The 15,485-nt window shown below is 67.6% G+C and carries 10 protein-coding genes; 1 reads left to right on the top strand and 9 read right to left on the bottom strand.

The annotated features are described in order from the left end of the window. Positions 1-120: 120 nt before the first annotated feature. From KF833_18280 to KF833_18265, 4 genes are read right to left on the bottom strand one after another with little or no spacing between them, the layout of a single operon-like run. Positions 121-2,556 carry a VWA domain-containing protein gene (locus KF833_18280; protein MBX3747260.1) on the bottom strand — a complete coding sequence of 812 codons (2,436 nt, stop codon included), beginning with the start codon at positions 2,554-2,556 and terminating at the stop codon, positions 121-123. A gap of 13 nt (positions 2,557-2,569) precedes the next feature. Next, a complete protein-coding gene (locus tag KF833_18275) occupies positions 2,570-4,693 on the bottom strand; it encodes a BatA domain-containing protein (GenBank protein ID MBX3747259.1) in 2,124 nt (707 codons plus the stop codon). A 37-nt stretch (positions 4,694-4,730) separates the two neighbouring features. Further along, entirely contained in the window at positions 4,731-5,651 is a 921-nt protein-coding gene (locus KF833_18270; GenBank protein ID MBX3747258.1) for a DUF58 domain-containing protein, read from the bottom strand. Between the two features lie 25 nt (positions 5,652-5,676). Continuing rightward, positions 5,677-6,501 (bottom strand): sugar phosphate isomerase/epimerase, encoded by an 825-nt coding sequence (locus tag KF833_18265; GenBank protein ID MBX3747257.1) that lies wholly within the window; start codon positions 6,499-6,501, stop codon positions 5,677-5,679. A 443-nt stretch (positions 6,502-6,944) separates the two neighbouring features. On the opposite strand from KF833_18265, the gene dnaG reads away from it, so the two are divergent. Further along, positions 6,945-8,837, top strand: coding sequence for a DNA primase (gene dnaG / locus KF833_18260; GenBank protein ID MBX3747256.1), 1,893 nt, complete (start codon positions 6,945-6,947; stop codon positions 8,835-8,837). Positions 8,838-8,843: 6 nt separating this feature from the next. Here the strand turns inward: dnaG and KF833_18255 are convergent, their stop codons facing one another. The 5 genes from KF833_18255 to KF833_18235 all read right to left on the bottom strand — a co-directional run bounded on the left by KF833_18255 (position 8,844) and on the right by KF833_18235 (position 15,483). Then, positions 8,844-10,700, bottom strand: a complete 1,857-nt coding sequence (locus KF833_18255; GenBank protein MBX3747255.1) for a tetratricopeptide repeat protein — start codon at positions 10,698-10,700, stop codon at positions 8,844-8,846. 306 nt (positions 10,701-11,006) lie between these two features. After that, on the bottom strand, positions 11,007-12,068 hold the full coding sequence (locus KF833_18250) for a PEP-CTERM sorting domain-containing protein (protein ID MBX3747254.1): 1,062 nt from the start codon (positions 12,066-12,068) through the stop codon (positions 11,007-11,009). 406 nt (positions 12,069-12,474) lie between these two features. Then, positions 12,475-12,960, bottom strand: coding sequence for a YajQ family cyclic di-GMP-binding protein (locus KF833_18245; GenBank protein ID MBX3747253.1), 486 nt, complete (start codon positions 12,958-12,960; stop codon positions 12,475-12,477). Between the two features lie 110 nt (positions 12,961-13,070). Then, a complete protein-coding gene (locus KF833_18240) occupies positions 13,071-14,675 on the bottom strand; it encodes a hypothetical protein (GenBank protein MBX3747252.1) in 1,605 nt (534 codons plus the stop codon). Between the two features lie 385 nt (positions 14,676-15,060). Continuing rightward, on the bottom strand, positions 15,061-15,483 hold the full coding sequence (locus KF833_18235) for a PIN domain-containing protein (GenBank protein MBX3747251.1): 423 nt from the start codon (positions 15,481-15,483) through the stop codon (positions 15,061-15,063). Positions 15,484-15,485: the final 2 nt, after the last annotated feature.

The following is a 15,485-nucleotide window of genomic DNA, read 5'->3' as shown; positions in this document are numbered from 1 at the left end:
GCTCCGCGAGTCCTCAATCCAACGCTCCACTCCGTTGCGGCCTCGTGGAACTCGGCCCCCCGAAGCACCGCTTGGCGGAGCTCGCACCTCCCCCCAACTCCGGGATGCACCGCCCCCCGCTCACTTGAGCTGCCACCACTTCCGCAACACCCACTCCACGGCCAGCAACCCCAGGATCGCCAGGTAGTACAACGGCGATGACCAGAGATCCACGCCCCGGCGCGACCGCACCCGGTCCGCCCCGCTCTCCACCACATCGGGCAACCGGTGCAGATCCTCCTCCCGGAAGAACCCCCCCCCGGTCATCTCCGCCAGCTCCCGCAGCAATCCCTCCTGCAACGCCGTCTCTCCCGCCTCGATCCGCCGCTCGTCCACCGTGAAATCCACCGCCGCCGGAGCCTCGTCCCCCAACCGGAGCCGGTACCGCCCTGGCCCCGGCGCCACCAGATCCGCCTGGTAAAGCCCCGCCTGATCCGGCACCGCCCTGAGCACCAGTTCCGAAATCAGCCGGACGTCCTCCCCATCCCGCTCGATCCGCGCCACCACCGAATCCTCGGTCAGCGGCTCGAACGCGCTCGAATACATCCGCGCCGTCACCCCCACCCTCTCCCCCGGCGTCACCGCCGCCCGGTCCAGCGCCAGTTGCGTGCGCCGGCTCCCGCTCACCAGATGCTGAATCGACATCCTCTGCACCACCCGCCCCCAGAAGGCCGTATAGAACGCCTCCCCCTCGTTCCGACGCCACCGCCACACGTTGTCCGTCCCGATGAACATCGTCTGCCCCACCCCATACTGCTGCCGAGCCACCACCGGGGCCGGCGCGCCCGGACCCGACCGTCCCTCGTCGATCAACAGGACCTCCGCTGCCGGCTTGGCCCTCCCCACCGGCGCCACCCAGTACCATGAGGGCAGCGCCGCCCACCGCCGCTCGTTCTCCTCCTCGTCCTCGCTCACCCGGAAGAACCGGCTCGCCCGACCCGCCGCCGTCATCCCCAACATCACCGGCCGCTCATGCAACGCCGTCCCCGCGTGGTCCACCAGCGGCCGGTCAAACTCCACCGGCAGCAACCGCTCGATCGGGGTGTCCCGGTAGGACCACGGACTGAACCGCCGCCCGGCCACCATCAGGAATCCCCCGCCCGTGCGGGACACGAACTCCGCCACCATCTCCAACTGCGATGCCGTGAAGTTCCTCGGATCGACATCCCCGAAGACTACCAGGTCGTATTCGAACAACTCCTCGCGCCGGCTCGGAAACCCGTCGAGGTACGGGGTGTCCGGTCCCCTCGCAATCGCCGGGTCCCCGTCAAACAACACACACTTCAGCGTCACCCGACGGTCCCGCAGCAACAGCGCCTGGAGATATCGAAACTCCCACCGCGGCGACTGGTCGAGCAGCAGCACCCGCACCCGGTCATCCACCACCCGCAGACGCCGCGCCTCCCGGTTGTTCTCGCCCAGAATTTCGTCGGCCCGCACCGGAAGCTCCACCGCCAGTTCGAAATCTCCCACCGACTCAGGCGCCAGCCTCATCGTCAATTCCACCTCGCCCTCCCCGTCGAAGGTCACGTCCCGCTCGTCCACCCGCTCCCCGTCCAACAGGAGCCTCACCGGCGTCGTCTGGCCCGCATACCCCCGACCCAGCACCCGCACCGTCACCGGCACCTCGTCCCGTGCAAACGCCACCTCCGGCGCCCCCAGTTCCACCACCTGCAAATCCCGCGGCGCCGTCGTCCCCACGCCAACCGGGTAGATCCTCACCCCCGCCTCACGCATCCGTTCCGCCAGTTCCCTCGGATCCATCCCGGCATTCCGAATCCCGTCCGTGAACATCACCACCGCGCCCAAGGGCCGTCCCTGCTCCCGTTCCAGCAACTCCCGCAAGGCCGTCCCCAGGGCCGTCTCGCGGCCGTCCGCCCGCAACTGCAACGCCAATCCCTCCCCGGTCACCGCTCCGCGTGGCGTCCCTTGAGTCCCCGCCTCCGGCTCGCCGCCCGCCAGCGGTTCGAGCGCTCCCGAAAAACCCGCCGCCCGCACCTCGAAACCACGCCCCAGGCGCTCGACCAGCGCCAGTTCCCGGTTGGTCAGCGCCGCCCGTACCATTTCCACCCGCGCCGGCCTTCGCTCCTCCCCCGGCGGGATCGACTGCTCCCACCCCCCCCGGGCCGACACCCGCCCGTCCATCATCGCCGCCCGCAACCGGTCCCGCTCCTCCGTCCGCGGATCCTGCAGCGCCATGCTGGCGCTCTGATCCACCAGCAACACCAGCCCCTGCCGCACCAACCCCTCGACGCTCAACACCAGCCCCGGACGCAGCAGCACTCCCGCGATGGCCAGCAATGCCAGGGCCCGCAACCCCGTCAGCACCCGGCGCCGGCCAGGCGTCAGCTCCACATCCCGCCGACGATAGCTCCCCCAGGCCACCGCCCCGGCCACCCCCACCAGCAGCGCAAACCAGCCCCAGCCCACCGCCGGGTGCAGCCCGAACTGCATCCCCACCACCTCGCCCCCGGGTTCCAACCCCGTCCCCGCCCATCGCAAAAACAAATCGTTCATCGCCAGGGCTCCCTCACTTGGAACGGCTGAACCGCTGCGCCAGCCAACTCTCCACACACCCCAACACAAGCACCCCCAGGATCAACGGCCACCAGATCTCCACCCCGACCCGCTCCCGCTCGAACAGCGCACGCAGATCCTGACCCGGCTCCCAGTCGATCACCTGGGCCCGCTTCTCCACCTCCTCACGCTGCTCCGGCGTCCAGTCCGTCAGATCCGATTCCGCCGGATCGGGCCACACCGCGAACTGCGCCAGCACCGTCGGATCCCCGGGCGCCGCCACCCCGTACACCCCCGCCCGAACCGTCTCCTCGAAAACCAGTTGTGCCCCGTCCTCCCCCGCCCCCACCAGCCGCGTCACCCGACGCTCCGGCACCCCCGGAACCGTCACCACCACGTCCCTCCCAGTCCATTCCGGTGCCATCCGCACCCCCATCGCCATCCCCACCCGGCCATTCCGCTGCGCCTCGGCCGTCTCCGCCAGCAACCCCACCGCCCGGTGCAACAACGGCACGAAGGCCGGCCGGACCGCCAGGTCGTTCCACCCCGTCCCCGCCGTGCTCCCAAACCACATCGCCCGTCCCCGGCCCAACCGCCGCTCCACCACCGCCGGAGTCCCGTCCGCCCAGCGCACAATCACCTCCGAGTCCATTCCCGCCCTCCCCGCCTCCGCCAACGGCATCACCCATTCCCAGCCCGCCAGGAATCGCACCCCCGCCAGCGTCCCCGCACCCGCCTCGTTCCACAGGGTCAACACCGGGTGCCGGTAGGGCCCCTGCTCCCAGTGCAACACCCCCTCTTCCGACTCGGGATTGCCCTTCAGCCCCCCCAGCGACGCCGGCAGCAACCCCGTCCGGTCACGAAGCTCCCCGTGATAAAACGCCTCCTGCGCCTGCGGCCCGGCAAACCCGATCAGCGCCCCGCCTTCCCGGACATATCGCGCCAGCGCGTCCACAGCCCCGGACGCCAGCGGCGGCACATCCGAGAGGATCACCGCATCGAAATCCCCCAGCCGCGTGAAGGCCAGTTGCCCCGCCGCCACCACCCGCGGCTGCAGGAAATACTCCGGCGCCACCTCCCGCGGAACCGGCTGCAACGCCTGCCTCAGAAAGAACGCCCCGTTCGACTCCGCATCCCCGTCCACCACCAGGACTCGCACCCGCTCCACCGCACGGACCATCCGCGTCCCCCCATCGTCCGCCGGCATCCGATCCGCCGGCAGCCGCACACTGACCGCATGCCAGCCCGGCGAAGGCAGCCGCGCGAAAAAGGTCAGCCGCCGCGATTCTCCAGGCATCATCTCCTCCGCCAACGCCTCGTCCACCGCGGGCCCCCCGTTCACGTGAAGCGTCGCCCGCACCTGCCGCATCGGTTGCCCCCCGCGGTAGGCCACTTCCGCCTGGAACCGCACCGGCTCACCCGCCGTCGCAAACCCCGCCGACCGGCTGAGTTCCACCACCGACAGGTTCTCCTCCACCGGCGCGCCCACCAGGACCACCCGCAACCGCGTGTCCTGCGCCACCTCCAACAGCGCCGCCTCCACCTCAGGCCACCGACGCCATCCCCAGCCCTGCCGGTCCGTCACCAGCACGATCTCCTTCCGCAAGGCCGTCTGCCCCCCCAATACCTCCAGCGCCCGCAGCAGTCCCACCGCATGGTCCGTCCCCAACTCGCTCACCGTCGCCTCCCGTACCGCCTGCCGGACCCGCGCCAGATCGAACGCCGGTTCCCCCACCGGCTCCTCCAACCGGTCCGCCCCCAGCACCATCGCCACCGTCGATCCCGCCGGATACGCCTCCAGGGCCGCCTCCGCCGCCTCCTTCGCCAGATCGAAGCGCGTCCGGACCCCATCCCCCGCCTGCATGCTCCCCGAACGATCCAACACCAATACCGCCGCCGCCCGGCCCGTCTCCAGAAACGCCGCCGCCGACCGCAACGCCGGCCGGGCCAGCGCCAGCGCCAGCAACAGCACCATCAGGCACCGCAGCGCCAGCAGGATCCAGTCCTCCAGCTCCATCCGGCGCCGGTTCTTCTCGATGCTGGCCCGCAGAAACCGCATCGCCGCCCACGACACCCGGCGAAAACGGCGCCGGTTCAACAGGTGGATCAGGATCGGCACCGCCACCGCGGCGGTCATCGCAAGCAGAACTGGATTCAGAAACGACATCGCGACGTCAATACCCCTGCCGTCGCACCCGGCCGGTCTTCCTCCGGAAGGCCAGGTACCCGCTCAAGGTCTCACGCAGCGGTTCCCCGGTGTTCACCAGCACGTAATGCGACTGGTTCCGCTCGCAACCCTCCCGCAGACGCCCGCAGAACGCCTCGACCTCCCGCCGATAGCTCTTCCGTATCTCCGCCGCCCGCGTCTGCTGCGGTGGCAGCCCCTCCAGCCCCACAAATTCGATGTTCCCCCGAAACGGGAACTCCAGCTCCGCCGGGTCCAGCACGTGAAACACGATCACCTCGTGCCCCACAAACCGCAGATGCTGGATCCCCTCCAGAATCGCCGCCTCCTCGTCGAACAGGTCGCTGATCAACACCACCATCCCCTTCCGCGGCGTCTGCGTCGCCATCTCGTGCAGCACCGGCCCGATCTGCGTCCGTTCGCCCCCGTCGAACGCCGCCAGCTGGCTCATGATCAGATGAATGTTCGCCCGGTTGTTGCTCCGCGGCAGATAGCGCCTCAACGCCGCATCGAACAACCCCACCGCCACCGCATCCCGCTGCAACAAGATCAGGTACGCCAGGCACGCCGCCAGTTGCTTCCCATAATGCAGCTTCGTCACCGCCCCCGACCCGTACCGCATCGATTCGCTCCCATCGAGCAGCACCTGCGCCACGAAGTTCGTCTCCTGCTCGTACTGCTTCACATAATACCGGTCGGTCCGGCCCAGCACCTTCCAGTCCAGATGACGCGGATCGTCCCCCTGCGAATACTCCCGGTGCTGAGCGAACTCCGTGGCAAACCCGAAGTACGGCGACCGGTGTTCCCCCGCCAGATACCCCTCCACCACCTGCCGCGCATGCAAGCCCAGCAACTCCGCATGCGCCAGCGCCTGCGGGTCCAGCAGATCGTCCGGTGGGGTCGAGGCCATCGCGTCGTAAGGCGCCCGTTCCTCCTCACTCCCCAAAGGCCGCCCGCAGATTCTCCCGGCTCTGCGCCGCGATCGCCTCCGCCCCCTCCTCGAAGCGGAACACCTCCACCGACACATAACCCCCGTAGCCCACCTCCCTCAGCACCGAGGCAATCGGCCTGAAATCCACCTCCCCGAACCCCGGCCCCTTCAGATTCGGATCGTTCGCGTGGAAATGCGCGAAGACCCCCGCCGACTCCCGCACAATCTGTTCCAGCGGCGTCGCCTCCGAACTCATCGCCTTCACGTCCAGGATGATCTTCATCGCCGGACTCCCAAACTGCGCCGCGAACCGCCGCGCCTCCGCCGCCGTGTTGATGAAATCCGTCTCCGACGGTGCCAGCGGCTCCATGCAAAGCGTCACCCCGCGATCTTCCCCCTCCCGCACCGCATCCCGAAACACCTCCGTCGCCCATCCCCACGCCTGCTCAGGGCTCACGCCCGGCATCAGACTCCGCTGCTTCGGCGACCCGAACACCAGCACCCGCCCCCCCATCTCCCCGCCCGCCACCACCAGCGCCCGCAGGTACGCCGCCGTCTGCGCCCGCACCCCCGCGTCCGGATGGGTCACATGAAACCCCTCCGTCTGCGCCAGCAACCAGTGCAGTCCCGCCACCTCCAGACCCGCCCGCTCCACCGTCTCCCGAATCCTTCCCCGCTCCGTCGCCGACAAATCCGTGATCCGCGGAGCCAGCGTAAACGGCGCCAGTTCGATCGCGTCATACCCCACCTTCGCCGCATGCGCGCACGCGTCGGCCAGGGACCAATCCCGATAGATCTCGTTGCAGATGGCAAATGGCACTGGCGCCATCATTGCGGCGTCCGCGCCACCCGCAAAGCGCAAAGGCAACCCTTCCCTGAATCCTTGGCGAGCATCGGGGAAATGCGTTTCCGGATGCGTCTTCCAACGATCGATCATCTCCCATTTGGGGCGTCCACGCTTGAGCGTCTCGGGGCCGGCAATGAGAGCAATGCTCTGGGTCATGTCTGTGGCCGACGGAAGCCGGGACATCGACACAAATAGTCGGTCAGGCCCTCTATTGTTGACACTTCCAAATAGTCGGTCAGGCACCCCATTTGTTGACGATTTCAATATTAGGTCAGGCATTTCATTGTTGATGCCTCCAGAACACCCGACCCCGGTTCCAAATAGTCTGTCAGTCACTTAATTGTTGACGCTCAGCGGTCAAAGCAGTGGCCCTCCCGCAGAAAGAATCGAACCCTCCACGCGTTGCCGGTAGCAATGGCGCGGCGATGGCGATGATCCCAGACCATGTCCGTGAACAGATCCGCGCCGCCAATGACATCGTGGAGGTTATCGGCGCGTACGTGCCCCTCCGCCGATCGGGCACCAATTACGTCGCCCTCTGCCCCTTCCACAAGGAGAAGACCCCCAGCTTCCACGTCAGCCCCGGCCGCCAGGCCTTCCACTGCTTCGGCTGCCACAAGGGCGGCGATGTCTTCCGATTCCTCCAGGAACACGAGGGCCTTACCTACGTCGAGGCCGCCCGGCGCCTCGCCGAACGCTCCGGCATCCGCATCGAGTTCGACGAGTCCCCCGGCCAGCGCGATGCGCAACGCCTCCGCGACCGGCTTCTCGATCTCCATGAGCAGATCACCCAGCGCTGGCAGCAGGCCCTCGGCAACGATGCCGCCGGTGAACCCGCCCGCGAATACCTCGCCCAACGCGGCGTCACTGCGGAATCCATACGCCTCTTCCGCCTCGGTTATGCCCCCGACGCCTGGGACGACACCCTCCGCTGGGCCCGGTCCAGGAACTGGGATACCCCCCTGCTCGAACAGGGCGGCCTCGTCCTGCCCCGCGACCCCAACGACCCGTCCCGCGGCCATTACGATCGCTTCCGCGGACGCCTCGTCTTTCCCATCGCCGACGAACAGGGTCGCATCATCGGCTTCAGCGCCCGCACCCTGAAACCCGAGGAAAAGACCGCCAAGTACATCAACTCCCCCGAAACCCCGATCTTTTCCAAGAGCCGCGTCCTCTACGGCCTCGACAAATCCAAACGCGCCATCCTCGACGCCGGCTCGGTCATCCTCTGCGAAGGCCAGCTCGATCTCATCGCCTGCTTCGCCGCCGGCGTCCGCCATGTCGTCGCCCCCCAGGGAACCGCACTGACCGGAGAGCACCTCCGCGTCCTCCGCCGCTACGCCAAGGAAATCATCCTCTGCTTCGATTCCGATGCCGCCGGACAAAAGGCCATCGCCCGTGCCCTCGATGAACTGCTCGCCAGCGGCCTCACCCTCCGCGTCATCGCCATCCCCGCCCCCCACGATCCCGACAGCTACATCAAGGCCCACGGCCCCGAGGCCTTCCGCCAGCTCGCCGCCAACGCCCGCGATTTCTTCGAGTTCTACCTCGATCACCTGACCACCCGGCACGACGTCCGCACCGACCGCGGACGCCTTGGCCTCCTCGAAGCCATGGCCACCGCGCTTCGCAAGGCCGGCAACGAGGTCCTCCTCGATCGCTACGCCCAACGAACCGCCATGGTCCTCGCCGCTTCCGGTGGCGTCCCGCTGTCCCCCGATGCCGTCCGTGCCGAATTCCATCGCCGCCTGCGCCGCCCCGAACGCCCCGCCCCCACCCCTCGCGAACCCGATCCCGACCCCGACGCTTCTTCCCGGTCAGAACCCGACGCCGACCCGCGTCAGGGCATCCCCGACGAGGAGTTTCTCCTCCTCAAAATGGCCCTCACCATGGATGTCGTCGTCGGCTGGCTCGGCCTCCACGTCGATCCCGAATGGATCCTCCACCCCCAGGTCCGAAGAATCTTCGCCGCCCTGATCGAGTCCCATGCCTCCGGCAACTGGGCCGGCGCCCATGCCTTCCTCGATGGTCTCGACGACGAACCCTGCCGCCGCCTCGGCATCGTCGCCCTGGTCCGCCCCCTCAGCGAAAACCTCGATGGCACCCGCTTCGCCCGGAAGGACATCACCTTCGACCCGGACCGCCACCCGCAGGACCTCGCCCTCAGCCTCCGAAACAGGTGGATCGACCGCGAAATCGCCCGCCTGACCCTCACCGTGGCCCGCCCCGACCTCGATGATTCCAACCGCCTCGCCGGCATGCAGCGTCTCCAGGAACTCCGCCGCTCCCGCCGCGAACCCCTCGTCGCCCGCATCTGACCTTCCTCAGCGCAACGACCCCAGCACACGCTCGGCGTCGTCCCGCCCGCGAAACGCTGTCCCGTCCGCCAGTGCCTGTTCCAGCGCTTCAATCGCCCCAACCCGATCCCCCGCCTTCCACCGCGCCAGCCCCAGATGATACCGATGCACCGGTCGGACATCCGCCAGTCCGGCCGCCCGTTCCAACGTCTGTCGCGCCTCCGCATACCGCCCCAGCCGAAATTGAATCCATCCGTGCGTATCCAGAACCGTCGCGCTCCCGGGTGCCAGCGACACCGCTTCCCCCGCCGGTCCCAGCGCCTCCTCCATACGCCCGGCCGCGGCCAGGGCGGAGGCCAGGTTGTTCAACGCCGCCACGTGCCTCGGTTGCCGCTCCAGAATCCACCGGTACTCCCGGATCGCGCCTTCAAGCTCCCCCTGCTCCTCCAGCAACCCGCCCAGGAAGAACCGGTCGTCCACGCTCTCCGGCGCCATCTCCACCACCCGCCGCGCCCAGCGAACCGCTTCCGTCCGGTCACCCAGCCGCAGATAGGCGCCGGCCAGTGCCTTGCCCACCCGCGGATCCCCGGGCGACAATCGTTCCGCCTCCAGCAGCGCGTCGCGGCATCGATCATACCGCTGGATGAATCCATAGAGCAGCCCCTGCCGCAGCCGGAGCAGGCCGCTCCTCGGAAAGGCCCGGCAACCCGCTTCGATCGCCTCCTCCGCCAGCCCGATCTCGCCCCGCACCTGATGCAGCAACGCCAGTCGATCGTAGGTCCCCGGCACGGCGCTGCCATCCGTCACCATCGCCCGGTAGATCGCGATCGCCTCCTCCTGCCGATCCTGGGCCAGCCATACCTCGGCCAGGCGATGGCGGACGCCCACCGGCCGGGCCGAAGTCTCGATCGCCTTCGTCAGGTCGGCCATCGCCTGGTTGGTCTGCCCCATCGAAAGCCGGATCTCCGCGCGCTGCACGTAGGCGTCCCCCAGTTCCGGCTGCCGCCGGATCAGCCCCTCCACGGTCTCCAGCGCCCGCCGCCATTCGCCGGAACGCTGGTGGGCCATCGACAATGCCAGTTCCGACACCGCGGTTCCGGGTTCAACCTCGCGCATCCGCTCGAACGCCGCGATCGCCTCGGCGTTCCGACCCATGGCGAGATAGGCGGTTCCAAGCACCAGGTGGGCCGTGGCGCTCGGATACCCGGCCGGCACCACCGGCGCCAGCAGCGCCACCGCGCGGTCGTAGGCCCGGACCTGGTTGTAGAGCCGCCCCAGATTGACCTTGATCCCCACGTAATCCGCCGGCGTGCCCACCAGCCCCCGCTCAAAGTGCCGGATCGCCCCCGCCACATCCCCATCCTGTTCGAGCAGCAGACCCAACCGCTGGTGCGCCCGCCGATCCGATGGGTTGACCTCCAAGGCCCGAATGTAGGCCGCTCGCGCCGCCTCCCCATCCTGACGACTGAGTTGCACGTCCCCGATCTTGGTCCACGCCGTGCCCTGCCTCGCATCGATCTCGACGGCCCGCTGAAACCACCGCAGCGCATCGTCCAGCTCCCCCCGCTTGGCCAGGGCCACCCCGACCAACTCCGCCGCCGGTGCCGACCTCGGGTCCGCCGATGCCGCCCGCCGTGCGGCGCTCAACGCCCCGTCGAAATCCCCCTGCTGCACCCGCGCATACGCCTCCCGCAACGCCGCCGTCGCCAGCTCCGCAATGATCTCCGGCAGGGCCGACGGTTCCGCCACTTCGGCACTCAATGGCTCACGCAGCAGGTCCATCTCCGCCGCCCGCGCCGCCACGCCCACACCCCCGGGCAGGCAGGCCGGCAAACAGGTCAGGATCGATAGGCAGATCACCGCAGGGATCGAAGTCGGTTTCATGGTGGATCAAAAGGTCGCGCGCCCGCACTCGGAGGCTCCGGTTGGCATCGGCAGATGGTGCGGTTTCCTGATTCAAGTTGACGTCGAAGGGTTCCTCGATTCCCCACCCGGCATCCATGCCGCGGAAGTCGGGTCGCATACGGATTCATCCCGTGCCCGGGCCACCCCTCCCTCGGCGCCCCGTTCGGACAGTCATCGCTGTCCGGAACGTCCCCGAGAAAAGCAAAAGGGACAGGGCCGCACAACCCCTGTCCCTCGCTCGAATGGACTCCCATGGACCCCGATGGAGTCTCGGGCAATCCCGGATTACTTCGCCCGGCGCAGCAGCCCGAACAGCACCGCCGCCATGCCCAGCAGCGGCAGGGTCATCCCGCCCTCGGGAACCGGGGTGCCGTTGAACACCCGGATCCGATCCGACTCCGTCGCCACGCGTCCGCCATCCACCAGGCCGTACACGTTGAAGCTGTAGTCGCCCGGCGCGACCCCGGTGAAGGTCAGATCGAACTCGAAGGTTCGGGTCTCCTCACGATCGTAGTCCCCGACATACGAACCGGGCACGATCGACGCCAGCAACCCGGCGGGCACCTCGGAAAGGTCCAGGGTCACCGTGTTGTACGTGGCAAATGCCGCTTCGATGGCATCCGCAATCACGGCGACAATCGCCGCGTTGTTGGGCCCCGTGTACTTGTGTCCGCCGGTCGCCGCCGTGATGCGGGTCGCCTGACCCGTCGCGTCCAGCCCGGACCCGGCCGAGCCGACATCGATCGCCTCGACCTGGATGCTGGCAGCCTGCAGTGCCGCGATGGTGGCCGCCTCCGTGGGCCCGGGATGGGCCACGGAATCATGCCCATACGCATCCCCGAACCAGACCACCAGGCGCTTGGATCCATCCCGCCATCCGGTCGCAGGATCTTCAGCCAGGGTCTTCAACGCATGCAGGTTGCTCTCCGGCCAGTCGTTCCCGCCCGAGGCACCCCACATGTTGATGCCAGCCTGGGCGGAAGCCTGATTGGCCGTCATGGGCGTGTTCAGGCGGTACGGAAAGTCGCCGGGGCTGCCATATGGGCTGATGGCAAAATCCTTGTACTCGCCCACCGCGAACTGCACGTCGCCCAGGCCCGAAATCGAAGCCAGCAGCGCTCCCGCCGAGGCCTTCACCCCGTTGATCGCACCGCCCATGCTCCCTGTCGTGTCCGCCAGGAAGTACACATCAACCTTCGAGGTGGTGGGCCGTCCTTCATCCACCGTGACGGTCTTCCGCACGGTGACCGATTCGCCGACGTTCAGGTCGGCGGTGAACACGGACGGGGAGATCGAGTCGGCGAGAACCGCCGTCCCGAGCATCCCCAATCCGCCCGTTACAAGCATCAGTTTGGATAGGTATTTCATTGCACTAGCCTTGGTTCAGATGGGTGGAGTTGAATTCCGCGCTTCTGTGGACCAAGCCCGGGCAAGCACAATCAATGCCAAAAGGCCAAAACTAACCCGAAACCGCATCCCAACCCTCTCCCAGCAAACACCTTATAAACTCGGTGGATCTACCAATCCCCCCAAGGTCCTAAGCCAAGGGTTGTAATGAAATCTGACGTAGTCAATTCACCTAACCCATTGATCCACTTCTCCATCCTCCTCAACTCAAGGATCTTATGAATCCAGAACAGCCACCCGGAAAAGTGTCAAGATTTCCGACACCCGTCGTGTAACGATCCCCAACAGCGCCTCCCCATGGGATTGCCAGGCCTCCAAACCATCACCGCCCACGCCCCTCGTTCTCTTAGTCCCGGAAGTTCGTGAAACTCAATTCGACCGGAAAATCCCCCGCCCGCACCGCCGCCATCACCGCCTGCAAATCGTCCCGGCTCTTGCCGGTGACCCGCAACGCCTCCCCCTGAATCTGCACCGTCACCTTCCGCCCCAGACCCCGCACAAACCCGCTCACCTCCTTCGCCACCGGTGCCTCGATCCCCTGCTTGATCCGCAGGGTCTGGCGCGCATGCCCCAGCGGCGAGATCTCTGGGTCCTGACGATCCACGTTCTTCAGGCTGATGGATCGCTTGGCCATCTTCCCGATCACAATCTCCTCCAACGCCTTGATCTTGAACGCATCCTGGGCGCTCAACCGAATCTCGTTCTTCTCCAGGACGATCTCCGCCGGGCTGCCCTTGAAGTCGAACCGGTTCAACAACTCCTTCTTCGCCTGGTTCACCGCATTCTCGATCTCCATCGAGTTCACTTCCGAAACAATGTCGAAACTCGGCATGCGCCCGACTTTATCCACCCCTCCCCACCTGGCGATGGCAAAGGGTGGACACCCCGCCCCCAAGCGTTCGGTGTCCCGGCTTCAGCCGGCCCCCCGAACTCCGCCCCCCATTACCGCCCGATCGTCCGGAAGAACCCCTCCCTCAACTCGCCGGCCGCCGGCAGCAACACCGAACCCGTCCCGCTGGCATCGGTCGTCAGCGTCTCCGCCACATCCGTCCATGTCCCGAAGGTCGCATCCGTCCGCTGAATCCCATACGTCCGGTTGGCATCCCCCCCCGTGGCCGTCAACCGAAAGCCTCCCCCTGCGTCGCGCGCCAGCACCAACGTGGGCTGCTCTCCCGTGGGCGGCGGCGGGGGTGGCGGTCCAGCGGCCGACACCGCCCGAAAAACCTCCAACGGCCGACCCGCCACGACACTCACCGCGACCACCACATTCGACTGCCCGGCCGGCACTGTGACTTCGCGAACGGTCGCCCACGCCACGTAGTTGCTGCTGGACTCGATCGTGTACGTGGCACCGGGGGTTCCGGTCAACGTCAGTGCCAACTCCCCCGCGCCCGTCGCCGCCAGCACCAGTTGCGCCGCTTCGCCCCCGGAAGGATCTCCTCCCCCCAGCGCAATCGCCCGCAGGAAGCGCGGTCCTCCGTCCGCCGCCAGCGGCAGCGTGACTTCCACGCTCCCGCCCGCCGGAACAACCACGGTCGTCTCGTCCGTCCAGGCCGTGAAGTCGGGCGACGACTGCACCAGGTAGCTCGTTCCAGGCCCGCCCGTCAGGGTCAGCACCAGACTGCCATCCACGACCCTCACACCACCCAGGCTGGCCGGCGGACCTCCGCCCGATCCCGTCGTCCGCACCGTGAACCTCGTGGTCCGCGTCTGGAATCCCCGCTCCACCAGCAGTGAACTTTCGTCCTGAGCGGCCAGCACGGAGCCCCCGAACGTCAGGTGCCCCGTGTAGGTCGTCCCCGCCGCCAGGCGCCCGGCCGGAATCTCCACCGAGGTGGCCCCCGGAACGATGGGCGTCTCGCCTCCGCAATCCGTCGCCGCCGACCACACCGTGTTCCCCGCCCCATCCGTCAACGCCACCGCCACGCGATCCGCAGCCCCCGATCCGGCCCAGGGCACCCAATTCAACGCAAACGCCCCTCCCGCGGGAATGGCCTGAGCCGCCGCCAGATTGGCCACCTGCGGCACCGGCGGGGTGTTCGAGGCGATGAGAAACGGAAAAAAGCCGATGAACGGGTCTGCGCCCGGAAAGATCACCTGAAACCGCGTGATCCACGATCCCGCCCGGAGCGCCTCCTCCACGGCCGGCTCCGATTCGTACGTGGCGTTCCACTCCGACATCCCGCCCGGTCGCGCCGTCAACGGCGCCTGAAACCCGCCCGGCCCGCTCACCACCACGTTCGATACGGCGAACGCCGAGGGAGATAAAAGTTCCAGACTCGCAAAGCCCGCCCCGCTGGCCGCCGGAACCGGCGCGGTGTCGCCGCTCTGCTGATACAACCCTCCCCTGACCCACACGAACGTTCCGTACCCGCTCGGGATCGAGGACGTGAAGCAGGGCGAAACCCCGGGGGGCAGACCTGCCCCATGCGCCGCCCCGTGCGACAACCCGGCCGCGGCGGCCGCCAGCACCCCGGCCACCCACCCCGGAAACGCCCGACTCCAAACCCGGCTCCAGCACCAATCCGAAATCCTCTTCGTACCCATGGCGGCGTCGCGTGTGTTCCCCCCCAAAGGAAGGGGTGCGTCGGTGAATGGCAAGAACCGATTGCGGCGCAGGCGGCTGTGCGGAGCTTCCGGGCGTGGCATGCCCCGCTAGATACGCATACGCCGCCCCAATGCGCAATCCATCGCTCCCATCCCGGCGCATCCCCGGGTTGTCGAGGAGTGATCGGGGTCAGATCTGTGAATTTGACAAATCAGGCCCGGGATCGGGCGGGCGAGGAGAATGTCAAATTCAGAGATCTGACCCCGGGGCAGAGTTGGGGTCAAACCTGCACATTCGACACTTTGGATCGAGCCGGGGCGGTGGCATCGGAACGGCAATCGTCGATGTGCGATGTCGCGCGGCCTTTTCCCGATCGTCCCTCCTTCACAATTTCAAGAGTGCCGTTTCCCCGCCCGGGACCAGCGAAGCGTCGATGCCGGCGTCGAAAGTCGCAAAGCGCCCTCCGTGTTTGACGGCAAGGCCGAGGAGGTAGAGGTCGGTCAGCGACATGGATCCCCGTAGCGACGGAAACCGGGGCAGGTCGAGGAGGGTGGCGTCGTCCGGTAGGAATCGGTGGCCCGGGGCAGCGCAGTATTGGGCGAGGAGCGTCCGGGCCAGATCCGGGGTGCCCGGCCCGTTCCGGTAGCCCGGACGACCGAAGATGCGGATGAAGGCGTTCTCGACGATCGGGCAGGTTGCCCACCCGGTTCTCTGCGCGATGGGGAAAAAGCGCACCGCTGCCGCGTGATGGGCGTGGGTGGTATCGATCAGGGCGATCAGCACGTTGGCGTCGAGAAGGTAGATCATTG

Source organism: Verrucomicrobiia bacterium (assembly GCA_019634625.1).
GTDB lineage: Bacteria > Verrucomicrobiota > Verrucomicrobiia > Limisphaerales > CAIMTB01 > CAIMTB01.
This window is presented reverse-complemented; position numbering and strand designations above follow the sequence as displayed.

Coding starts and splice junctions, on each gene's coding strand:
- KF833_18280 (MBX3747260.1), bottom strand. CDS start 2,556: ATGAACGATTTGTTTTTGCGATGGGCGGGGACGGGGTTGGAACCCGGG.
- KF833_18275 (MBX3747259.1), bottom strand. CDS start 4,693: ATGACCGCCGCGGTGGCGGTGCCGATCCTGATCCACCTGTTGAACCGG.
- KF833_18270 (MBX3747258.1), bottom strand. CDS start 5,651: ATGGCCTCGACCCCACCGGACGATCTGCTGGACCCGCAGGCGCTGGCG.
- KF833_18265 (MBX3747257.1), bottom strand. CDS start 6,501: ATGGCGCCAGTGCCATTTGCCATCTGCAACGAGATCTATCGGGATTGG.
- dnaG (MBX3747256.1), top strand. CDS start 6,945: ATGGCGATGATCCCAGACCATGTCCGTGAACAGATCCGCGCCGCCAAT.
- KF833_18255 (MBX3747255.1), bottom strand. CDS start 10,700: ATGAAACCGACTTCGATCCCTGCGGTGATCTGCCTATCGATCCTGACC.
- KF833_18250 (MBX3747254.1), bottom strand. CDS start 12,068: ATGCTTGTAACGGGCGGATTGGGGATGCTCGGGACGGCGGTTCTCGCC.
- KF833_18245 (MBX3747253.1), bottom strand. CDS start 12,960: ATGCCGAGTTTCGACATTGTTTCGGAAGTGAACTCGATGGAGATCGAG.
- KF833_18240 (MBX3747252.1), bottom strand. CDS start 14,675: ATGGGTACGAAGAGGATTTCGGATTGGTGCTGGAGCCGGGTTTGGAGT.
- KF833_18235 (MBX3747251.1), bottom strand. CDS start 15,483: ATGATCTACCTTCTCGACGCCAACGTGCTGATCGCCCTGATCGATACC.